20 protein-coding genes and 1 pseudogene are annotated in these 20,639 nt (G+C 66.2%); 19 read left to right on the forward strand and 2 right to left on the reverse strand.

Annotated elements, in window-relative coordinates:
* The first annotated feature begins 150 nt into the window (after positions 1-150).
* The 9 genes and pseudogenes from asd to AC07XP_RS18455 all read left to right on the forward strand — a co-directional run bounded on the left by asd (position 151) and on the right by AC07XP_RS18455 (position 11,668).
* The gene (gene asd, locus AC07XP_RS18415) at positions 151-996 is read left to right on the forward strand and encodes an archaetidylserine decarboxylase (protein ID WP_070059678.1); all 846 of its coding nucleotides are present in this window, start codon (positions 151-153) and stop codon (positions 994-996) included.
* A 189-nt stretch (positions 997-1,185) separates the two neighbouring features.
* Positions 1,186-1,488 (forward strand): annotated as a pseudogene (locus tag AC07XP_RS18420) (winged helix-turn-helix transcriptional regulator); the annotation flags it as partial.
* Positions 1,489-1,701: 213 nt separating this feature from the next.
* The gene (locus AC07XP_RS18425) at positions 1,702-2,052 is read left to right on the forward strand and encodes an FKBP-type peptidyl-prolyl cis-trans isomerase (protein ID WP_101492111.1); all 351 of its coding nucleotides are present in this window, start codon (positions 1,702-1,704) and stop codon (positions 2,050-2,052) included.
* A 224-nt stretch (positions 2,053-2,276) separates the two neighbouring features.
* Positions 2,277-2,849 carry a nucleotide exchange factor GrpE gene (grpE, locus tag AC07XP_RS18430; protein ID WP_159272622.1) on the forward strand — a complete coding sequence of 191 codons (573 nt, stop codon included), beginning with the start codon at positions 2,277-2,279 and terminating at the stop codon, positions 2,847-2,849.
* A gap of 114 nt (positions 2,850-2,963) precedes the next feature.
* Complete coding sequence (gene dnaK / locus AC07XP_RS18435; RefSeq protein ID WP_487849290.1) at positions 2,964-4,904, forward strand: molecular chaperone DnaK; 1,941 nt, start codon at positions 2,964-2,966, stop codon at positions 4,902-4,904.
* 100 nt (positions 4,905-5,004) lie between these two features.
* Complete coding sequence (gene dnaJ, locus AC07XP_RS18440) at positions 5,005-6,144, forward strand: molecular chaperone DnaJ (RefSeq protein ID WP_095744576.1); 1,140 nt, start codon at positions 5,005-5,007, stop codon at positions 6,142-6,144.
* Positions 6,145-6,800: 656 nt separating this feature from the next.
* On the forward strand, positions 6,801-8,723 hold the full coding sequence (locus AC07XP_RS18445) for a PrkA family serine protein kinase (protein WP_062470701.1): 1,923 nt from the start codon (positions 6,801-6,803) through the stop codon (positions 8,721-8,723).
* A gap of 81 nt (positions 8,724-8,804) precedes the next feature.
* Complete coding sequence (locus AC07XP_RS18450) at positions 8,805-10,097, forward strand: YeaH/YhbH family protein (protein WP_495265494.1); 1,293 nt, start codon at positions 8,805-8,807, stop codon at positions 10,095-10,097.
* Positions 10,094-11,668, forward strand: coding sequence for a SpoVR family protein (locus AC07XP_RS18455; RefSeq protein ID WP_223301264.1), 1,575 nt, complete (start codon positions 10,094-10,096; stop codon positions 11,666-11,668). The genes AC07XP_RS18450 and AC07XP_RS18455 overlap by 4 nt, the downstream gene beginning before the upstream one ends.
* A 175-nt stretch (positions 11,669-11,843) precedes the next feature.
* Here AC07XP_RS18455 and aroQ read toward each other — a convergent pair whose 3' ends face one another.
* Both aroQ and AC07XP_RS18465 read right to left on the reverse strand, forming a co-directional pair.
* A complete protein-coding gene (gene aroQ / locus AC07XP_RS18460) occupies positions 11,844-12,284 on the reverse strand; it encodes a type II 3-dehydroquinate dehydratase (RefSeq protein WP_062470706.1) in 441 nt (146 codons plus the stop codon).
* Between the two features lie 47 nt (positions 12,285-12,331).
* Positions 12,332-13,327, reverse strand: coding sequence for a LysR family transcriptional regulator (locus tag AC07XP_RS18465; RefSeq protein WP_495265495.1), 996 nt, complete (start codon positions 13,325-13,327; stop codon positions 12,332-12,334).
* Positions 13,328-13,498: 171 nt separating this feature from the next.
* Here AC07XP_RS18465 and AC07XP_RS18470 point away from each other — a divergent pair, with 171 nt between their 5' ends.
* From AC07XP_RS18470 to AC07XP_RS18515, 10 genes are read left to right on the forward strand one after another with little or no spacing between them, the layout of a single operon-like run.
* On the forward strand, positions 13,499-14,173 hold the full coding sequence (locus AC07XP_RS18470; RefSeq protein WP_495265496.1) for a Rieske 2Fe-2S domain-containing protein: 675 nt from the start codon (positions 13,499-13,501) through the stop codon (positions 14,171-14,173).
* Positions 14,174-14,190: 17 nt separating this feature from the next.
* Entirely contained in the window at positions 14,191-15,036 is an 846-nt protein-coding gene (locus AC07XP_RS18475; protein ID WP_495265497.1) for an aromatic ring-hydroxylating dioxygenase subunit alpha, read from the forward strand.
* Positions 15,033-15,683 carry a glutathione S-transferase family protein gene (locus AC07XP_RS18480; RefSeq protein ID WP_495265498.1) on the forward strand — a complete coding sequence of 217 codons (651 nt, stop codon included), beginning with the start codon at positions 15,033-15,035 and terminating at the stop codon, positions 15,681-15,683. The genes AC07XP_RS18475 and AC07XP_RS18480 overlap by 4 nt, the downstream gene beginning before the upstream one ends.
* A 52-nt stretch (positions 15,684-15,735) precedes the next feature.
* Positions 15,736-16,842 carry an S-(hydroxymethyl)glutathione dehydrogenase/class III alcohol dehydrogenase gene (locus tag AC07XP_RS18485; protein WP_070059685.1) on the forward strand — a complete coding sequence of 369 codons (1,107 nt, stop codon included), beginning with the start codon at positions 15,736-15,738 and terminating at the stop codon, positions 16,840-16,842.
* A gap of 19 nt (positions 16,843-16,861) precedes the next feature.
* Complete coding sequence (locus AC07XP_RS18490) at positions 16,862-17,791, forward strand: alpha/beta fold hydrolase (RefSeq protein ID WP_495265499.1); 930 nt, start codon at positions 16,862-16,864, stop codon at positions 17,789-17,791.
* Positions 17,788-18,666, forward strand: coding sequence for an S-formylglutathione hydrolase (fghA, locus tag AC07XP_RS18495; protein ID WP_369644061.1), 879 nt, complete (start codon positions 17,788-17,790; stop codon positions 18,664-18,666). Before AC07XP_RS18490 ends, fghA begins: the two co-directional genes overlap by 4 nt.
* A gap of 46 nt (positions 18,667-18,712) precedes the next feature.
* Positions 18,713-19,207: a GNAT family N-acetyltransferase gene (locus AC07XP_RS18500; protein WP_223301265.1), complete on the forward strand. Its 495-nt coding sequence runs from the start codon at positions 18,713-18,715 to the stop codon at positions 19,205-19,207.
* Positions 19,208-19,233: 26 nt separating this feature from the next.
* Positions 19,234-19,629: a VOC family protein gene (locus AC07XP_RS18505; RefSeq protein WP_235926677.1), complete on the forward strand. Its 396-nt coding sequence runs from the start codon at positions 19,234-19,236 to the stop codon at positions 19,627-19,629.
* A complete protein-coding gene (locus AC07XP_RS18510) occupies positions 19,626-20,018 on the forward strand; it encodes a TfoX/Sxy family protein (RefSeq protein ID WP_495265500.1) in 393 nt (130 codons plus the stop codon). Before AC07XP_RS18505 ends, AC07XP_RS18510 begins: the two co-directional genes overlap by 4 nt.
* On the forward strand, positions 20,015-20,635 hold the full coding sequence (locus AC07XP_RS18515) for a 3'-5' exonuclease (RefSeq protein ID WP_495265501.1): 621 nt from the start codon (positions 20,015-20,017) through the stop codon (positions 20,633-20,635). The genes AC07XP_RS18510 and AC07XP_RS18515 overlap by 4 nt, the downstream gene beginning before the upstream one ends.
* Positions 20,636-20,639: the final 4 nt, after the last annotated feature.

The following is a 20,639-nucleotide window of genomic DNA, read 5'->3' on the forward strand; positions in this document are numbered from 1 at the left end:
ACAGAGGGGCCGCCCGCGCCGCACCGCCCGCCGGGCGCGTGCCCCGCAAAGAGCGCCCACCCGCGCGAACCAAGGGAAGCTTCCTACGGCCCCCCAGAGAAGCGCTTTATAGAATGCCCGTCCGATTCCGCATTCCAGGCCTTCCACAACGTGTCCGATCGCTCCGCAGTTCTGCCCCAATACCTGTTCCCCAAGCAGGCCCTGACCAATTTCGCCGGCTGGGTCGCAGGCAAGGAACGAGGCGCGGTCACCACCTGGATCATTCGCCGCTTCGTTGCCAAGTACAACGTCGACATGGGCGAAGCGCTCGAGTCCGACATCCATCACTACAAGAGCTTCAACCAGTTCTTCACGCGCGCCCTCAAGCCCGGCATGCGCCCGCTCGCGCAGGCCGACCTCGTCTGCCCCGTGGACGGCGCCATCAGCCAGTTCGGTGCCATCGAGGGCGACCAGATCTTCCAGGCCAAGGGCCACAACTACACGACCACAGCGCTGGTCGGCGGCGACGCCGCGCTGGCCGCCAAGTTCGCGCACGGCAGCTTTGCCACGCTGTACCTGAGCCCCAAGGACTACCACCGCATCCACATGCCGTGCGACGGGCGGCTGGTGCGCATGATCCACGTGCCCGGCGACCTGTTCTCGGTCAACCCGACCACCGCGCGCGGCGTGCCCGGCCTGTTCGCGCGCAACGAGCGCGTGGTGTGCGTCTTCGAATCGGCCAACGGCCCCTTCGTGCTCGTGCTGGTGGGCGCCACCATCGTCGGCAGCATGGCCACCGTGTGGCACGGCGTGGTCAACCCGCCGCGCGTGGGCGAGTTGCGCGAGTGGCACTACAACGACCAGCAGATCGACATCAAGAAGGGCGACGAGATGGGCCGGTTCTTGCTGGGCTCCACCGTCGTCATGCTGTTCCCGGCGCCCGCGCTGGCCTTCAACCCGGACTGGTCGCCCACCCGCGCGATCCGCCTGGGCGAAGCCATGGCCAACTACGCCTGATTTGTGAAGCTTTGTCTCGAAACCCGCATGCTGCATGCCTGTACAGCTATAAAACCAGTAGCATCCTGATCCTTCGCGCTATAGTCGTCGGCCAGCCAGACGGTCCATGACGACCAATCACAAACAAGAGTGCGCCGCCTCGGCCCGCCCCCGGCCGACGGTCCGCCCAGCTTCGAGGAGATGATGTCGATGAGTACCAAGGAAAACGCAGCCATCAGCCAGTTGCTCGCCCTGCTCGAAGCCCGCTATGCGCTGCGTGTGCTGTGGGCCCTGCGCGACGGCCACGCCCAGACCTTCCGGCTGCTGCAGGACAGCGTCGGCGGCATCACTCCCAACACCCTCAACACCCGCATCAAGGAATTGCGCGAAGCCGGCGTCGTGAGCCACGGCAGCGACGGCTACTGCCTCACGCTCAGCGGGCAGGACCTGCTCAAGCGCCTGTCCGACCTGCAGGCCTTCGCCGCCAAGTGGCAGCTCGGACAGAGCAAGAAGGCCGCGGGGCCGGCCGCCGCGCAGCCCGCATCGGTCGAGGCCTCCGCGCCCGCGGCACCTGCTGCGCCGGCGCCTTCCGCCCCCGACGCAGCCCCCCCCGCAACCACGCCGCCCGGCTCCGACAGCCAGGGCTGAAGCGGAGGCCCGCCGGGCCTCGGTAAACTCCGCGCCTCCGATTCCTCTCCCATTTCATCGACGCAAGGAGCGTTTCCCATGCCCACCACCCCCTCCGGCCTGCAATACGAAGACACCGAAGTCGGCACCGGCGCCGAAGCCAAGGCCGGCCACCACGTGCACGTGCACTACACGGGCTGGCTCTTCAACGACGGCGTGCAAGGCGCCAAGTTCGACTCCAGCCGCGACCGCAACGACCCCTTCGCGTTCTCGCTGGGCGCCGGCCAGGTCATCAAGGGCTGGGACGAAGGCGTCGCTGGCATGAAGATCGGTGGCAAGCGCACGCTGATCATCCCCGCCGCGCTGGGCTACGGTGCCCGCGGCGCCGGCGGCGTGATTCCCCCGAACGCCACCCTGAAGTTCGACGTCGAGCTCCTCGACGCGCACTGAGGCTCGCCCCCAGGCTGCGCGGCACTTCGTGTCCGCTTCGCCAACCCCCTACCGGGGGCGACACCTGCGGCCCGGCGAAGCCGGTTCCGCGGTGTCCCACGTGAAATTCAGTTCGCGCCCCCTGTTGCGGCCCTTTTGGCCGCATTTTTACGCTTGAAAAGCCCTAGGCCAGCCCCAAGTGGCTGGCTGTGTTTGTTTTCCGGCGCACGCCGGTTCTTTGAAAAATGTCTGACCCGCAACAATCCGCACAGAATTCTCAAATGCTGCAAGGCGAGCCCAGTCCCGAAGAACTGGAGGCCGCGCAAGCCGCCAACGAAGCCGAGGCGCTCGACGCCCTGGCCGTGGCGCAAGGCGAACTGGCTGCCCTTCAGACCAAGAATGCCGAACTGGCCGACCAGTACCTGCGCGCCCAAGCCGACGTGCAGAACGCCCGCCGCCGCGCCGACGACGAGATCACCAAGGCCCGCAAGTTCGCGGTCGAAGCCTTTGCCGAGAGCCTGCTGCCGGTGACCGACAGCCTCGAAGCCGGCCTGGCCATCAAGGACGCCACGCCCGAACAGATCCGCGAAGGCGCCGAAGCCACGCTGCGCCAGCTCAAGAGCGCGCTCGAACGCAACAAGGTGATCGAAGTGGCCCCCGCCGCCGGCGACAAGTTCGACCCGCACCTGCACCAGGCCATCTCGATGGTGCCCGCCGACCAGGACGCCAACACCGTGGTGGGCCTCCTGCAAAAGGGCTACACCATCAACGAGCGCGTGCTGCGCCCGGCGCTGGTCACCGTGGCCGCGCCCAAGTAAAGCGGCATCGACCCACAAGATTCCCACAGGAAATCCCCGCGTCATCCCTTGAATCACGCCGGGTTATCCACAAGTTCATAACAACATATTTTTCCGAATTTCAGGAGTAAGAACATGGCAAAGATCATCGGCATCGACCTCGGCACCACCAACTCGTGCGTGTCGATCATGGAAGGCAACACCACGCGTGTGATCGAGAACTCGGAAGGTGCGCGCACCACGCCGTCGATCGTCGCGTACCAGGAAGACGGTGAAGTCTTGGTCGGTGCCTCGGCCAAGCGCCAGGCCGTCACCAACCCCAAGAACACGCTGTACGCGATCAAGCGACTGATCGGCCGCAAGTTCGAGGAAAAGGAAGTCCAGAAGGACATCGACCTGATGCCCTACACCATCGCCAAGGCCGACAACGGCGACGCATGGGTGGAAGTGCGCGGCAAGAAGATGGCCCCGCAACAGGTCAGCGCCGACATCCTGCGCAAGATGAAGAAGACCGCCGAAGACTACCTCGGCGAAACCATCACCGAAGCCGTGATCACGGTGCCGGCGTACTTCAACGACGCACAGCGCCAAGCCACGAAAGACGCCGGCCGCATCGCGGGCCTGGACGTCAAGCGCATCATCAACGAACCCACCGCTGCAGCCCTGGCCTTCGGCCTGGACAAGCAGGACAAGGCCGACCGCAAGATCGCCGTGTATGACCTGGGCGGCGGCACCTTCGACGTGTCGATCATCGAAATCGCAGACGTCGACGGCGAGAAGCAGTTCGAAGTGCTGTCGACCAACGGCGACACCTTCCTGGGCGGCGAAGACTTCGACCAGCGCATCATCGACTACATCATCGGCGAGTTCAAAAAGGAACAAGGCGTCGACCTGGGCAAGGACGTGCTCGCCCTGCAACGCCTGAAGGAAGCCGCTGAAAAGGCCAAGATCGAGCTGTCGAACAGCGCGCAGACCGACATCAACCTGCCGTACATCACGGCCGATGCGTCGGGTCCGAAGCACCTGAACATCAAGCTCACCCGCGCCAAGCTGGAAAGCCTGGTCGACGAGCTGGTCGAGCGCACCATCGCGCCCTGCCGCCTGGCCATCAAGGACGCCGGCATCAGCGTGAACGACATCAACGACGTGATCCTGGTCGGCGGCATGACCCGCATGCCCAAGGTGCAGGAAAAGGTGAAGGCCTTCTTCGGCAAGGAGCCGCGCAAGGACGTGAACCCCGACGAAGCCGTGGCTGTCGGCGCCGCCATTCAAGGGCAAGTGCTCTCGGGTGACCGCAAGGACGTGCTGCTGCTCGACGTGACCCCGCTGTCGCTGGGCATCGAGACCATGGGTGGCGTGATGACCAAGATGATCACGAAGAACACCACGATCCCGACGAAGTTCGCACAGACCTTCTCGACCGCCGAGGACAACCAGCCGGCCGTGACGATCAAGGTGTTCCAGGGCGAGCGTGAAATCGCTTCGGGCAACAAGGCCCTGGGCGAGTTCAACCTCGAGGGCATTCCGCCGGCATCGCGCGGCACGCCGCAGATCGAGGTGAGCTTCGATATCGACGCCAACGGCATCCTGCACGTCGGCGCCAAGGACAAGGGCACCGGCAAGGAAAACAAGATCACCATCAAGGCGAACTCGGGCTTGAGCGAAGACGAGATCCAGAAGATGGTGAAGGACGCCGAGCTCAACGCCGAAGACGACAAGAAGAAGCTCGAACTCGTGCAGGCGCGCAACCAGGGCGAAGCCATGGTGCACAGCGTGAAGAAGTCGCTCGGCGAGCACGGGGCCAGCCTCGAAGCCGCCGAGAAGGACGCGATCGAAGCCGCGATCAAGGACGTCGAGGAAGCCCTCAAGGGTGAAGACAAGACCGCGATCGAGGAAAAGACCAACACGCTGATGACCGCGAGCCAGAAGCTCGGCGAGAAGATGTATGCCGAATCGCAGGCCGCCGCGGCCAGCGCCTCGGCAGCCACCGGCCCGGCAGGCGCGGAAGCTGCGGCCCATGCCCAGGCTGACGACAACGTGGTCGACGCCGAAGTCAAGGAAGTGAAGAAGGGCTGATCCCCTGCCCTTCATGCAAGGCTGGAACACCTGAACAGGTGCTCCAGCCTTTCTCGCTTCCAGTTCCCCGAGTTCCCGCCGCCCGACCGAATCTGCTGCCATGGCCACCAAACGCGACTACTACGAAACCCTCGGCGTTCCCAAGAACGCGAACGAGGACGAAATCAAGAAGGCTTATCGCAAGCTTGCGATGAAGCACCACCCCGACCGCAACCACGGCGACACCAGCAAGGACGCCGAGGCCAAGTTCAAGGAGGTGAAGGAAGCCTACGAGATGCTGTCGGACGGCCAGAAGCGCGCCGCCTATGACCAGTACGGCCATGCCGGCGTCGACCCCAACATGCGCGGCGGCCCGGGCGCGGAAGGCTTCGGCGGTTTCGCGGAAGCCTTCGGCGACATCTTCGGCGACGTGTTCGGCGGTGGCGGCCGTGGCCGCACCAGCAGCGGACGCCAGGTGTTCCGCGGCAGCGACCTGAGCTACGCGATGGAAGTCACGCTCGAGGAAGCCGCCGAAGGCAAGGACGCCCAGATCCGCATCCCGAGCTGGGACGACTGCGGCACCTGCCACGGCTCCGGCGCCAAGCCCGGCACCAAGCCCATCACCTGCACCACCTGCCACGGTGCGGGCGCGGTGCAGATGCGCCAGGGCTTCTTCAGCGTGCAGCAGACCTGCCCGACCTGCCACGGCAGCGGCAAGATCGTTCCCGACCCGTGCACCGTGTGCCACGGCCAGGGCAAGATCAAGAACAACAAGACGCTCGAAGTGAAGATTCCGGCCGGCATCGACGACGGCATGCGCATCCGCAGCACCGGCAACGGCGAGCCCGGCACCAACGGCGGGCCGCCCGGCGACCTGTACATCGAGATCCGCCTCAAGAAGCACGACCTGTTCGAGCGCGACGGCGACGACCTGCACTGCGTGGTGCCCGTGAGCGTCACCACCGCGGCGCTCGGCGGCGAGATCAACGTGCCCACGCTCAAGGGCGCGGCCGCCATCGACATTCCCGACGGCACCCAGAGCGGCAAGCAGTTCCGCCTGCGCGGCAAGGGCATCAAGGGCGTGCGTTCGAGCTATCCGGGCGACCTGTACTGCCACGTGCGCGTGGAAACGCCCGTGAAGCTCACCGAGCACCAGCGCAAGCTGCTCAAGGAGCTCGACGAATCGCTCAAGAAGGGTGGCGAGAAGCACAGCCCCACCGACAAGGGCTGGTTCGACAAGGCCAAGGAATTCTTCAGCTGATGATGATGCTGACGCGCTGACGGCTTTCGTCAGCGCCGGGCCGACGCCCTGTCGGCCCGAAGCGTGCCCTCTTTCGGCCGCTGCCGCCCTGTGGCGGCGCGTGAGGCACGCGAACGGTGCTCCCCGCACCGTTGCGGAACGCCGCCGACCGGCGCCCGCGTTGTCTTCCCACGTTGCCATGCGCCAGCCACTCGCCACAGGAGTGGCGCGGGGATTGCTTTAATGTTTTTTTGGATATGCAATAAACCAAACGACAGGTCGCGCGTTATTGCTGAAAGGCATCGGCTTTATTGAACCCGGGTTCAATTAGGAAAGGTGTTCGCCACAGAATTTCAATGAGGACGATAGCCATTCGGCATAGTCATTTCATCCGGGGACAATTACGCGAGCGCGAGCTTTTCAATTTAACAGAAACACGAATAGAAGTTCCTTGTTTTCCGAGGAACTTTACTCGGCAGAGGGGTTCAGAATAAATAAAACATTTGCCCGGTTCATTCTTTGCTTTATGCTGATTGAACCGATTGTGTAGATAGTGTGTAAGGGAGTTTTCCACGGCATACGGCCATGGGCGGGGCCCCTCTTCCAAGAGGAGCGACGCAGTCTCTGGCTGTAGGCATCGGGGTCAAAAGCCCCGCCGACCTGAAGGAGGCGCGACCATGGACGTGATCAGCAACTTTGCAGCCCGCTACGAACGCACCCGCGAGGAAGTTCTCTCGCTGCAGGAATATCTGGATATCTGCAAACGCGATCCGACGGCATATGCAACGGCCTCCGAACGAATGCTCCAGGCCATTGGCGAGCCGGAACTGGTAGATACCCGCAATGACCCCCGTCTTTCGCGGATCTTCGCGAACAAGGTCATCAAGATCTATCCGGCGTTCAAGGAGTTCTATGGCATGGAAGATGCCATCGAGCAGGTGGTGTCCTATTTCCGCCACGCCGCGCAGGGACTGGAAGAAAAGAAGCAAATCCTTTACCTGCTGGGGCCCGTCGGCGGCGGCAAGAGCTCGATCGCGGAGCGCCTGAAGCAGCTCATGGAGCACGTGCCCTTCTATGCGATCCACGGCTCCCCGGTGAACGAATCGCCCCTCGGGCTCTTCGACACCCTCGAAGACGGCGAGATCCTCGAAAAAGAGTACGGCATTCCCGTGCGCTACCTGAACCGCATCCTGTCGCCCTGGGCCGTCAAGCGGCTCGAGGAGTACGGCGGCGACATCCGCCAGTTCAAGGTGGTCAAGCGCTACCCCTCGGTGCTGCGCCAGATCGCGGTCGCCAAGACCGAGCCGGGCGACGAGAACAACCAGGACATCTCTTCCCTGGTCGGCAAGGTCGACATCCGCAAGCTCGAGACCTACGCCCAAGACGACCCCGACGCGTACGCCTACTCCGGCGGCCTGTGCCTGGCCAACCAAGGCCTGCTCGAGTTCGTGGAAATGTTCAAGGCGCCCATCAAGGTGCTGCACCCGCTGCTCACGGCCACGCAGGAAAGCAACTTCAAGGGCACCGAAGGCTTCGGCGCCATTCCCTTCGACGGCATCGTGCTGGCCCACAGCAACGAGAGCGAGTGGAAGGCGTTCCGCAACAACAAGAACAACGAGGCTTTCCTCGACCGGATCTACATCGTCAAGGTGCCGTACTGCCTGCGCGCCTCCGAAGAGATCAAGATCTACGAGAAGCTGGTGCGCAACTCTTCGCTGGCCAAGGCCCCGTGCGCGCCCGGCACCTTGCGCATGATGGCGCAGCTGTCGGTGCTCACGCGCCTGAAGGAGCCCGAGAACTCCAGCACCTTCAGCAAGATGCAGGTGTACGACGGCGAGAACCTGAAAGACACCGACCCCAAGGCCAAGTCGATCCAGGAGTACCGCGACTACGCGGGCGTCGACGAGGGCATGAGCGGCGTCTCCACGCGCTTCGCCTTCAAGATCATCTCCAAGGTCTTCAACTTCGACAGCACCGAGGTGGCCGCCAACCCGGTGCACCTGATGTATGTGCTCGAACAGCAGATCGAGCGCGAGCAGTTTCCGCCGGAAACCGAGCAGAAGTACATCAGCTACATCAAGGAGCTGCTGGCACCGCGCTATGCCGAGTTCATCGGCAAGGAAATCCAGACCGCCTACCTGGAAAGCTACAGCGAGTACGGCCAGAACATCTTTGACCGCTACGTGACCTACGCCGACTACTGGATTCAAGACCAGGAGTTCCGTGACGTGGACACCGGCGAAGTGTTCGACCGGGCCTCGCTCAACGGCGAACTCGAGAAGATCGAGCGACCCGCCGGCATCGGCAACCCGAAGGACTTCCGCAACGAGATCGTCAACTTCGTGCTGCGTGCGCGGGCTGGCAACGCGGGGCGCAACCCGGCGTGGACCAGCTACGAGAAGCTGCGCGCAGTCATCGAGAAGAAGATGTTCTCCAACACCGAAGAACTGCTGCCGGTGATCAGTTTCAACACCAAGAGCAGCGCCGACGAGCAGAAGAAGCACGAGGACTTCGTGACCCGCATGGTCGAGAAGGGCTACACCGCCAAGCAGGTCCGGCTTCTGTGCGAGTGGTACCTGCGGGTGCGCAAGAGTTCATAGCGGACAGCGGGAACAACGGACGCGTGCGAAGGACCTAACCAGCGCACCGTCCACCGTTTTGCAAGGAGCTTTGAAAACATCGTGGCCATCCTGCAGCAGATCATCGATCGCCGGCTCTCGGGCAAGAACAAGTCCATCGGCAACCGCGAGCGCTTCCTTCGGCGCTACAAGGGGCAGATCCAGGAGGCGGTGCGGCGCGCGGTCAGCGGGCGCAACATCCGCGAGCTGGAGCAAGGCGAAGACGTGACCCTGCCGCGCCACGATGTCTCCGAGCCGGTGTTCGGCCATGCGCGCGGCGGCGACCGCGAGTACGTGCACCCCGGCAACCAGGAATACCTCAAGGGCGACCGCATCGCGCGCCCCGAGGGCCAGGGCGGCGGTGGCTCGGGCAGCGGAGAGGCCAGCGACAGCGGCGAAGGCGAGGACGACTTCGTCTTTCGCCTCACGCGCGAGGAGTTCATGCGCGTCTTCTTCGACGACCTTGCGCTGCCCCACCTCGTGCGCACCCAGATCGCCGAAGTGCCCGAATGGAAGAGCCACCGCGCCGGCTTCACCAGCGACGGCTCGCCCAACAACCTGCACGTGGTGCGCTCCATGCGCGGCGCGCTGGCGCGGCGCATTGCGCTGGGCGGCGAACCGCGCAAGGAGCTCAGGCGCCTGGAGGCGCACCTCCTGGTCCTGAAAGCGCATCCACAGGTCGAGACCGCATTGATCCAGAAGGAAATCCGCGAGACCGAGGATCTCATCGCCGAGCTGCGCCGCACCATGCGGCACGTGCCCTACATCGACCCGATCGACCTGCGCTACCGCAACCGCGTGAAGACGCCCGTGCCCAGCGCCAAGGCCGTGATGTTCTGCCTGATGGACGTGTCGGGCTCGATGGACGAGGCGCGCAAGGACATGGCCAAGCGCTTCTTCATGCTGCTGTACCTGTTCCTCACGCGGCACTACGAGCGCATCGACCTCGTGTTCCTGCGCCACCACACGCAGGCGCAGGAAGTGACCGAAGAAGAGTTCTTCCACGCCACAGAAACCGGCGGCACCGTGGTGTCGAGCGCACTGGTGCTCATGGACGAGATCATCAAGGCCCGCTACGCCAGCGGCGAATGGAACGTGTACGGCGCCCAGGCCAGCGACGGCGACAACTGGCACCAGGACAGCGGCCGCTGCCGCGAACTGCTGGTCGACAACATCCTGCCCGTGGTGCGCTACTACGCCTACGTGCAGGTGGCCGAGACCGAGCAGAACCTGTGGCAGGAGTACCAGCAGCTCGAAGGCGTGGCGCCCAACTTCGCCATGCGCAAGGTGTCGGACGCGCAGGACATCTACCCGGTGTTCCGCGACCTGTTCAAGAAGGAAGGGGTGCCCGCATGATCACCACCGAACGCCCTCCCGGGGCCCCTGTCCTGCCGCGCAGCACCGACCTGCCCACCTCCCGCCTCGAGCGCCTGCCCAGCCCGTCCGACTGGACCTTCGAGCTCATCGAGACGTACCACACCGAGATCGCCAAGACGGCGAGGAGCTTCGGCCTGGACACCTACCCGAACCAGCTCGAGGTGATCACGGCCGAGCAGATGATGGACGCCTACGCCAGCGTGGGCATGCCCATGATCTACAGGCACTGGTCGTACGGCAAGCAGTTCATTTCCACCGAGAAGAACTACAAGCGCGGCCACATGGGGCTGGCCTACGAGATCGTCATCAACTCCGATCCGTGCATTGCCTACCTCATGGAAGAAAACACCATGGCCATGCAGGCCCTGGTGATCGCGCACGCGGCCTACGGCCACAACAGCTTCTTCAAGGGCAACTACCTGTTCCGCATGTGGACCGACGCGTCGTCGATCATCGACTACCTCGTCTACGCGCGGCACTACATCGCCGAGTGCGAGGAACGCCACGGCCTCGATGCGGTGGAAGACCTGCTCGACTCCTGCCATGCGCTCATGAACTACGGCGTCGACCGCTACCGCCGTCCGCAGAAGCGTTCGCTGGCGCAAGAGAGCGCGCAGCGCACCGACCGCGAGCGCCACATGCAGCAGCAGGTGAACGACCTGTGGCGCACGCTGCCGCGCAAGAGCGAACAAGCGGCCGAGTCGGAAGCCGCGCGCCGCTTTCCGCCCGAGCCGCAGGAGAACCTGCTCTACTTCATCGAGAAGAACGCCGCCCTGCTCGAACCGTGGCAGCGCGAGGTGGTGCGCATCGTGCGCAAGATCGCGCAGTACTTCTACCCGCAGCGCCAGACCCAGGTCATGAACGAAGGCTGGGCCACCTTCTGGCACTACACGCTGCTCAACACCATGTACGACCGCGGCCAGCTGGACGACGGCTTCATGATGGAATGGCTCAGCTCGCACACCAGCGTGGTGTTCCAGCCGCCCGTGGGCCACCGCGCCTACAGCGGCATCAACCCGTATGCGCTGGGCTTCAAGATGTTCACCGACCTGCGCCGCGTCTGCGAAAAGCCGACCGACGAAGACCGCCGCTGGTTCCCCGACTTCGCGGGCACCGACTGGGTCAAGACGCTCGACTACGCGATGCGCAACTTCAAGGACGAGAGCTTCGTCGGCCAGTTCCTGAGCCCCAAGACGATGCGCGATTTCCGCCTGTTCTCGATCCGCGACTACCAGAGCGAATCGGAGCTCGAGGTGTCGGCCATCCACGACGACAGCGGCTACCAGGCGTTGCGCGAATCGCTGTCACGCCAGTACGACATCGGCAACCGCGAGCCCGACATCCAGGTCTGGAGCGTGGCCACGCGCGGCGACCGCTCGCTCACGCTGCGCCACACGCAGCGCAACAACCTGCCGCTGAACGACAACGCCGAAGAAGTGCTGAAGCACGTCGCAAGGCTCTGGGGCTTCGACGTGCACCTGGAGAGCGTCGACAGCGCAGGCCGGGTCAGCCGCAGCTGGAAAGCTGCCGCACCCAAGCAGACCTACTGAGACGCTGCGATACAAAGAGAGCGGCTGTCTATCAGCCGTTCACCCCAGCAGAGCGTGCCCTCGTGCGCAGGGCACTGGGTGCTTCCCGCAGCGAAATTAAGGAGGAGGCCGCAGGCCGGGGGACATTCGCGGAGGGAAGTACCCGGTGTCCTGCGCACGCCCCCCGAAGACAAGCTCAGGGAACCAGCGCCGCAATCGCCAGCGTGTACCCCTTCACCCCCAGCCCCACGATGATCCCGCGCGCCGCAGGCGAGATGTACGAGTGGTGGCGAAACTCTTCCCGCGCATGCACGTTCGAGATGTGCAGCTCGATCAGCGGCACGCTCGCGCCCTTGATGGCGTCGTGCAGCGCGATCGACGTGTGGGTGTAGGCGCCCGGGTTCATCACCACGCCCAGCATGTTGCCGGCCGCCACTTCGCGGCCCGCCTCCTGGACCCAGTCGATCAGCACGCCTTCGTGGTTCGACTGGCGGCACTCGATCTCCACACCGAGTTTCGCGCCCGTCTCCTTGCACAGGCGTTCGACGTCGGCGAGCGTGTCGCGGCCGTACTGTTCGGGCTCGCGCGTGCCGAGCAGGTTGAGGTTGGGGCCGTTGAGGACGAGGATTTTCTTCATGATGGATCGGTGAAGGAAGCTGGCGGATGCAGGAAGAAGAAAGCCGATTATGGTCGCGCCGCCGACCGCACCCGCCGTGCAGGTGACACCGCCGCGGTCGACCCCACGTAGTGGTTGTACGAGCCGATGTCCGCCACGCAGCGCGCCATCAGGTCGACGAAGGCCCGCAGCTTCTGCCCCATGTAACGCTGCCGCTGGTAGGCGCAGTAAAGCCGCCGCGCCTCCGGCGGCCACTGCGGCAGCACCGGCACCAGCACGCCCTGCGCCACCTCGGGCCCGGCGAAGAACACCGGCAGCGGCGCAATGCCCAGGCCGTCGATGCAGAAGGTCTTCATCACCCAGTGGTCGTTGGTTTCGAAGGCCGGCTCCGAGCGCACCACATGGCGCCCCGAGGCCTGCTGCGACACCAGCCGCAGCGGCGACGGCGGGCCCGAGGGCTCGCGCATCGCGATCATCCGGTGCTGCGCCAGCGCCTCGGGCGTGTGCGGCGTGCCGTGCCGCGCCAGGTACTGCGGGCTGGCGTACAGGCCGTAGGCCAGCCGGCCCAGCAGCTTGGCGACCAGGTCCGGCAGGTCGGGCGGCGCCGAGCCCACATAGCAATCGACCTCGCCGATCTGCGGGGCCTGCGCGCCGTTCGCCACGTCGAGCTGACAGCGCACGTTCGGGTGCGATTCGAGAAAGATCCGCACCACATGGCAGACGAAAGAGGTGCTGAACTGCGTGTCCGACAGCAGCGTGAGCCGCCCCGACACCCCGCCCGTGAGCTCCTGCACCTCGGTGCGCGCCGTTTCCAGCCGGCCGCTCACCTCGCCGAGCAGCCCCTCGCAGCGCGCGAAGAACGCACGCCCGGCCTCCGTGGGCGCGATGCGGCGCGAGCTGCGCAGCAGCAGCTGGGCGCCCAGCAGTTCCTCCAGCCGGGTGAGCTGCCGGCTCAGCGTGGCCTTCGACACGCCCGACAGGCTCTCGGCCTTGGTGAGGCTGCCGCTCTTCATCACGAGCACGAAGGCCTCGACCAGCGCGAGATCGATGCGCCCTGCGCTCATGAATGCCCCCGCTGTGGAAGTCGTCGTTGCAGGAATGAAAAGGAGCGTCTTGGCATGGGGCTTTCATCGGTGCGGCGGACACGCTACGGTAGGCGGCACCGCCGACAAGGGCATGGCCGATGCTATGCCGATTTGTGGCGCCCTTTCCCGCTGCCCCCACGATCAAGACCCATGAATTCCTCCGTCACCTGGCATCCCGTCACGCCCTCTGCCGAGGTGCGCGCCGGCGCCAACATCGTCGCCGGCTTTGCGCAAGGCCAGGAGCTCGCGCTGTGGCGCGCGGCCGATGGCTCCCCGCAGGCCTGGGAGAACCGCTGCCCGCACCGCAGCGTGCGCTTCACGCTCGGCCAGGTGACCGGCGGCGACCGCCTGGCCTGCGCGTACCACGGCTGGCAGTACGAGGCCGGCAGCGGCGCGTGCGTGCGCATCCCGGCGCACCCGGCCATGCCGGCGCCGCGCAATGTCTGCGCCAAGGTGTTCGCCACGGCGGATGCCGCGGGCATGCTGTGGGTGCGCCTCGCGGCCGACGGCGCAGATGCGCCGTCCGAACTGGGCGACACAGTGCCCGCCGGCTGGCACCTCGCCCGCACGCTGACGCTGCGTGTGGCCGCCTCCGAGGTGCGTGCGGCGCTCGCACCGCATGGCTTCGCACCGACAGGAACGCCCGATGCATGGCAAGGCACGCTGGACGATTCGCCCGTCGCCGCCCTGCTGCTAGATGCCCAACCGCAGCTGAGCTTCCTGCACCTGTGGACCGACGCAGCCCCCGGCTCCGACGCGATGGCCCGGGTGCACCGCGCGGCGCGCCAGCTGCGCAGCGACATCGAAGCCGCTGCATCGCACTAAAAGAAGAAAGAAAAAACATGCCCTTCGTCACCGACGATCCCAACATGCTCGACGACTGGCTCGTCGTCGGCCCCGCCAGCGGCTTGCCGCGCACGGCGCGGCTGCTCGGCGAAACCCTGCAGCTGCACACCGACGCCGACGGCACGCCGCACGCCCTGCTCGGCACCGACGCGCTGACCGTGCAGTCGCGCTACGGCTTCCTCTGGGTCTGCCCCAGCGGCCGCCCCGCGCGCCCGCTGTTCGCCTTCCCCGAGCACGAAGAGCCTGGCCGCCGCATCGTCGATTGCGGCGGGCTCGGCGTGGCCGTGTCGGGCCTGCGCGTGATCGAGAACTTCCTGGACATGGCGCACTTCCCCTTCGTGCACCCCGACTACCTCGGCAAGGTGCCGCACACCGAAGTGGCCAAGTACAACGTCGAGGTCGACGCCGCCACCGACGAGATCTGGGCCACCGACTGCCGCTTCTGGCAGCCGCGCGCCTCGGCCGCCCACGACACGGGCAGCGAGGTGTTCTACAAGTACCGCGTGATGCAGCCCTTCTCGGCCATGCTCTACAAATCGAGCCACCGGCCCGACAAGCTCGACGCCATCGGCCTGTTCCTGCAGCCGGTGGACGACGAGCACGTCATCGCCCACACGCTGCTGGCCTACTTCGACGACGTGTCGAGCGACGCCGAGCTCATCGCCTTCCAGCACACGATCTTCGGACAGGACAAGCCGATCCTGGAGAACCACGCCTTCAAGCGCATGCCGCTCGAAGGCCGCGCCGAGACGCCCACGCGCGGCGACACCACCTCCGTCACCTACCGCCGCTGGCTGCGCGAGCGCGGCATGCGTTTCGGCACCGCGAGGGCCACCGCATGACCGTCCAGCTCTACGACTACCCGCTCTCGGGCAACTGCTTCAAGGTGCGGCAGATGCTGCTGTGGCTCGGCGTGGACCATGCGAGCGTGCCGGTCGATTTCCACCCGGGCCGCGAACACAAGTCCGCAAGATTCCTCGAACAAGTCAACCCGCTCGGCCAGCTCCCGGTGATCGACGACGAAGGCTTCGTGCTGCGCGACGCGCAGGCCATCCTGGTCTACCTCGCGAGCCGCTACGACGACGCACGGCAGCACTGGTACCCCGCCGACCCGAAGCTGCGCGGCCAGGTCGCGATGTGGCTCGCCATGGCCGACGAGATCACGCGCACCGCCTCGGCTGCCCGGCTGCACGACGCGCTGGGCTACACGCACCTGGACATCGACGCCTGCCGGCGCGGTGCGCGCGCGGCCTTCCGCGTGCTCGACGACCACCTGGCCGAGCAACACGCCGCCACCGGCCTGCGCTGGCTCGTGGCCGCGACCGAGCCGACCATTGCCGACCTCGCCTGCTTCCCGTATGTGGCGCTGGCGGGCGAAGGCGGCGTCTCGCTCGACGAGTTTCCCGCACTGCGCCGCTGGGTCTGGGACTTTCGTCACCTGCCGGGCTTTGTGGGCATGTCGGGTATCTTCCCGGCTGGCCCCGCCTGAAGGCTCGCCTGAGTATCCTTGTCCCCTTCCGCTCTCTGAAGAACCGAATCCCATGAAAACCAAAGCCGCCGTCGCCTGGCAAGCAGGCCAACCCCTGACCATCGAAACCGTGGACCTCCAAGGCCCCAAGTTCGGTGAAGTGCTGGTCGAGATCAAGGCCACCGGCATCTGCCACACCGACTACTACACGCTCTCGGGCGCCGACCCCGAAGGCATCTTCCCCGCGATCCTGGGCCATGAAGGCGCGGGCATCGTGGTCGACGTCGGCCCCGGCGTCACCACCCTGAAAAAGGGCGACCACGTCATTCCGCTGTACACGCCCGAATGCCGCCAGTGCAAGTTCTGCCTGAGCCGCAAGACCAACCTGTGCCAGCTGATCCGCGGCACGCAGGGCAAGGGCCTCATGCCCGACGCCACCAGCCGCTTCAGCCTCGACGGCAAGCCCATCTTCCACTACATGGGCACGAGCACCTTCAGCAACTACACGGTCGCGCCCGAGATTTCGCTGGCCAAGATCCGCGAAGACGCGCCCTTCGACAAGGTCTGCTACATCGGCTGCGGCGTCACCACCGGCATCGGCGCGGTGATCTTCACGGCCAAGGTCGAAGCCGGCGCCAACGTCGTGGTGTTCGGCCTGGGCGGCATCGGCCTGAACGTGATCCAGGGCGCCAAGATGGTGGGCGCCGACAAGATCATCGGCGTCGACCTGAACCCCGAGCGCGAAGCCATGGCCCGCCAGTTCGGCATGACGCACTTCATCAACCCCAAGACCACCGAGAACGTGGTCGACGCCATCGTGCAGCTGACCGACGGCGGCGCCGACTACAGCTTCGAGTGCATCGGCAACACGCAGGTGATGCGCCAGGCGCTCGAGTGCACGCACAAGGGCTGGGGCCGCAGCATCATCATCGGCGTGGCCGAGGCCGGTGCCGAGATCAGCACGCGCCCGTTCCAGCTGGTCACCGGCCGCAAGTGGGAAGGCTCGGCCTTCGGCGGCGCGCGCGGGCGCACCGACGTGCCGAAGATCGTCGACTGGTACATGGAAGGCAAGATCAACATCGACGACCTGATCACGCACACCATGCCGCTGGAAGACATCAACAAGGGCTTCGACCTCATGAAGCGCGGCGAATCGATCCGCGGCGTGGTCCTGTACTGAGCCCGAGGAGGCGCCCGCCATGAACCGCATGGAACCCCTGCGCAGAATCGAAGCGGGCGTCCTCGAAGTCGCCTACTACGAAGCCGGCCCCGCCGACGGCCCGCCCGTGCTGCTGATGCACGGCTTTCCATACGACATTCACACTTACGCCGAAGTCGCGCCGATGCTGGCCGCGCAAGGCTGCCGCGTGATCGTGCCGTACATGCGCGGCTACGGCGCCACGCGCTTCCTCGCCGACGCCACGCCGCGCTCGGGCGAACAGGCGGCCTTCGGCGCCGACCTGCTCGCGCTGCTCGACGCCCTGAAGATCGAGCGCGCCGTGCTCGCCGGCTACGACTGGGGCGGCCGCGCCGCCTGCGTGGTGGCGGCGCTGTGGCCCGAACGCTGCGCGGGGCTGGTCTCGCTCAACAGCTACAACATCCAGAACATCGCCAAGGCGATGGAGCCGGACACCGCAGAGAACGAGCACAGCCTCTGGTACCAGTACTACTTCCACAGTGAACGCGGCCGCGCCGGCCTCGCGAAGGATCGCCAGGCCCTCACGAAGCTGCTGTGGCAGCTGTGGTCGCCGACGTGGCGCTTCGACGACGCCACCTTCGAACGCAGCGCCGCCGCCTTCGAGCACCCCGACTTCGTGGACGTGGTGATCCATTCGTACCGCCACCGCTTCGGCCTCGTGCCCGGCGACCCGGCCTATGCCGACATCGAACGCCGCCTTGCCGCGCAGCCGACGATCACCGTGCCCGCCATCACCTTCGACGGCATCGACGACGGCGTGCGACCGCCCGCCGATGCCTCGGCCCACGCGCACCGCTTCAGCGGACCGCGTTCGCACCGCCTCGTGCCCGGCGCAGGCCACAACCTGCCGCAGGAAGCACCGCGCACCTTCGCCGACGCCGTGCTTGAACTCGTGCCCGCGCTGCGCAGCCAGACGACCTCTTCTTCATGACCGACACCACCCCGACACTTCTTTCCGAACACCACGCCTTCGGCGGCGTGCAGCGCTTCGTCGAGCACCGCTCGCACGAGATCGGCCTGCCGATGCGCTTCTCGGTCTACCTGCCGCCGCAGGCCGCACACACGCGCGTGCCTGCCCTGCTCTACCTTGCGGGCCTGACCTGCAACGAAGAGACCTTCGCGGTGAAGGCCGGCGCGCAGCGCATGGCCGCCAGCCTGGGCGTTGCGCTCATCGCGCCCGACACCAGCCCGCGCGGCGCCGAACCCGAGAGCCTGCCGGGCGCAAAAGACAGCTGGGACTTCGGCATCGGCGCCGGCTTCTACCTCGACGCCACCGCCGAGCCCTGGGCCACGCACTGGCGCATGGAAAGCTGGATCGTGCACGAGCTGCTGCCGCTGGTGGCCCGCCACTTTCCCATCGACGGCGAGCGCATCGGCATCTTCGGCCACTCGATGGGCGGCCACGGCGCGCTCACGCTGGCGCTGCGGCACCCGGGGCGCTTCAAGTCGCTCTCGGCCTTCGCGCCGATCTGCGCGCCCACCCAGTGCCCGTGGGGCCAGAAGGCCTTCGCCGGCTACCTGGGCGAGCCCGGCGACGATCGCGCGCAGTGGCTCGCGCACGACGCCAGCGCGCTGATGCAATCGCAGACCGTGGCGCCCTATCCGCAGGGCATCCTCATCGACCAGGGCCTGGCCGACAAATTCCTCGCCGAGCAGCTGCACCCCGAGGCCTTCGAGGCCGCCTGCTTCGCCGCCGGCCAGCCGCTCACGCTGCGCCGCCACGCGGGCTACGACCACGGCTACTACTTCATCCAGAGCTTCATGGCGGACCACATCGCGCACCATGCGCAGACGCTGAACGGCTGAGCACAAAGGGGTGCGGTCCGCACCCGGCGTGGCTATCATGGTCCGCATGTCCGCTGCCCAGATTCCTGCCTTCCAGCTGCGCTCGCGCGATGGCGGCGCCGAAGAGAACATGGTGCTCGCGGGCATCTGGCGCCGCGCCTGGGTGTCGGCCAACCGCAGCGCCGTCCACGTCGAGCCCATCGGCCACTGGCTGCGGCGCGTGCAGACCGAATTCATCCCGCCCGCCGACGTGGTGCTGGCCGAGCGCGACGGCCAGGTGCTGGCCTTCATGGTGCTGCTCACGGCGCGCGAGTACGTGGCCCAGCTGTTCGTCGAACCGCACCTGCGCAGCCAGGGCCTGGGCAAGGCGCTGCTCGACGAGGCCTGCGTGCGCATGCCGCACGGCTGGCGGCTGCATGTGGCCGTCACCAACACCGAGGCGCAGCGCTTCTACGAACGCTACGGCCTCGTGCGCGGCGTGGTCGACCGCCACCCCGGCAGCGGACGCGAACGCATCGCCTACCATTGGTCGCCCACCCGCGCGCCCTGGCGCACGGGCTGACACCCTCCGCACTTCCTTCCTGCCCCATGCGCATCCGCATCGACCACATCGCCCTCTGGACCACCGACCTCGAACGCTGCAAGCGCTTCTACGTCGACTACTTCGGCGCCACCGCCGGTGCCGGCTACGTCAACCCGGCCAAGGGCTTCGCCTCGTGCTTCCTGAGCCTGGGCGACGGCGCGCGCATCGAGGCCATGACCACGAGCACCCTGTCGCCCGTGGTCGCCGAGGCCGGCGCGCAGCGCATGGGCTGGACGCACCTGGCGATCTCGGTCGGCTCCGACGCCGAAGTCGATGCGCTCACGCAGCGGCTGAAGGCCGACGGCTATCCGCTGCTCGACGGCCCGCGCCGCACCGGCGACGGCTACTACGAGAGCGTGGTGCTCGACCCGGACGGCAACCGCATCGAGATCACGTCATGAGCGTCTTTGTTCAAAGCCTGCACGAGACCTTCGAACGCCTCGGCCGCATCGAGACCCGCCGCATGTTCGGCGGCCACGGCGTGTGGCACGAAGGCCGCATGATCGCGCTCGTCGCCAAGGACACGCTGTACCTCAAGGCCGATGCCGGCAACGCCGCGCACTTCGACGCGCTGAACCTGCCGCCCTTCACCTACGTGCGCGAAGGCAAGGAGATGCCGATGTCGTACCGGCTGGCGCCGGCCGACCTGTTCGAAGACCGCGAGGAAGCGGCGCGCTGGGGCCGCCTCGCCTACGAAGCCGCGCTGCGTTCGGGCCAGCCGCCGAAGCAGAAGAAGCCCAAACCTAAACCCAAGACAACCCCCAAGGCCGCGAAAGCGAAGACCCGGTGAACGCTCCTCACACCAACAGCCACCGGCTTCCGCCCCTTCCCGAACGTGAACAGATCGCGCTGCTCGACCCCTTCGACAGCCTCGACCTGAAAGACATCGTGGTCGTCAGCTCGCTGGCCGAGGCCGAGCGCGCCGCCGATGAATTGCTCGACGCCGGCGTGGCGGGCTTCGACACCGAGTCGCGCCCCACCTTCGCGAAGAACGAAGTGTCGACCGGCCCGCACGTGGTGCAGTTCGCCACGCGCGACACGGCCTGGCTGTTCCAGCTGCACCGCGACGAATGCAACCCCGTGGTCGCGGGCCTGCTCGCCTCCACCGAACTGCACAAGGTCGGCTTCGGCCTTTCGAGCGACCTGTCGCTGATCCGCCTGCGGCTGGCGATTGCACCGCAGGCCGTGTTCGACATCGACGACGAATTCCGCCGGCGTGGCTACCGCCGCTCGGTGGGCGTGAAGACGGCGGTGGCGCTGATGTTCAACCGCCGCTTCGCCAAGTCGCGCAAGGCGACCACCTCGAACTGGGCGCACAAGCAGCTCACCGAATCGCAGATCCGCTACGCGGCCAACGACGCCTATGCGTCGCTGCGCGTGTTCGACGCGCTCTTTCCGAACGGCTGACTGG

This window comes from Variovorax sp. GW531-E2, from assembly GCF_059423125.1.

Bases quoted from the DNA above. Each gene is read 5' to 3' on its own strand.
- AC07XP_RS18425 (WP_101492111.1), top strand. From the start codon at position 1,702: ATGCCCACCACCCCCTCCGGCCTGCAATACGAAGACACCGAAGTCGGC.
- grpE (WP_159272622.1), top strand. From the start codon at position 2,277: ATGTCTGACCCGCAACAATCCGCACAGAATTCTCAAATGCTGCAAGGC.
- dnaK (WP_487849290.1), top strand. From the start codon at position 2,964: ATGGCAAAGATCATCGGCATCGACCTCGGCACCACCAACTCGTGCGTG.
- dnaJ (WP_095744576.1), top strand. From the start codon at position 5,005: ATGGCCACCAAACGCGACTACTACGAAACCCTCGGCGTTCCCAAGAAC.
- AC07XP_RS18445 (WP_062470701.1), top strand. From the start codon at position 6,801: ATGGACGTGATCAGCAACTTTGCAGCCCGCTACGAACGCACCCGCGAG.
- AC07XP_RS18455 (WP_223301264.1), top strand. From the start codon at position 10,094: ATGATCACCACCGAACGCCCTCCCGGGGCCCCTGTCCTGCCGCGCAGC.
- aroQ (WP_062470706.1), bottom strand. From the start codon at position 12,284: ATGAAGAAAATCCTCGTCCTCAACGGCCCCAACCTCAACCTGCTCGGC.
- AC07XP_RS18465 (WP_495265495.1), bottom strand. From the start codon at position 13,327: ATGAGCGCAGGGCGCATCGATCTCGCGCTGGTCGAGGCCTTCGTGCTC.
- AC07XP_RS18470 (WP_495265496.1), top strand. From the start codon at position 13,499: ATGAATTCCTCCGTCACCTGGCATCCCGTCACGCCCTCTGCCGAGGTG.
- AC07XP_RS18475 (WP_495265497.1), top strand. From the start codon at position 14,191: ATGCCCTTCGTCACCGACGATCCCAACATGCTCGACGACTGGCTCGTC.
- AC07XP_RS18480 (WP_495265498.1), top strand. From the start codon at position 15,033: ATGACCGTCCAGCTCTACGACTACCCGCTCTCGGGCAACTGCTTCAAG.
- AC07XP_RS18485 (WP_070059685.1), top strand. From the start codon at position 15,736: ATGAAAACCAAAGCCGCCGTCGCCTGGCAAGCAGGCCAACCCCTGACC.
- AC07XP_RS18490 (WP_495265499.1), top strand. From the start codon at position 16,862: ATGAACCGCATGGAACCCCTGCGCAGAATCGAAGCGGGCGTCCTCGAA.
- fghA (WP_369644061.1), top strand. From the start codon at position 17,788: ATGACCGACACCACCCCGACACTTCTTTCCGAACACCACGCCTTCGGC.
- AC07XP_RS18500 (WP_223301265.1), top strand. From the start codon at position 18,713: ATGTCCGCTGCCCAGATTCCTGCCTTCCAGCTGCGCTCGCGCGATGGC.
- AC07XP_RS18505 (WP_235926677.1), top strand. From the start codon at position 19,234: ATGCGCATCCGCATCGACCACATCGCCCTCTGGACCACCGACCTCGAA.
- AC07XP_RS18510 (WP_495265500.1), top strand. From the start codon at position 19,626: ATGAGCGTCTTTGTTCAAAGCCTGCACGAGACCTTCGAACGCCTCGGC.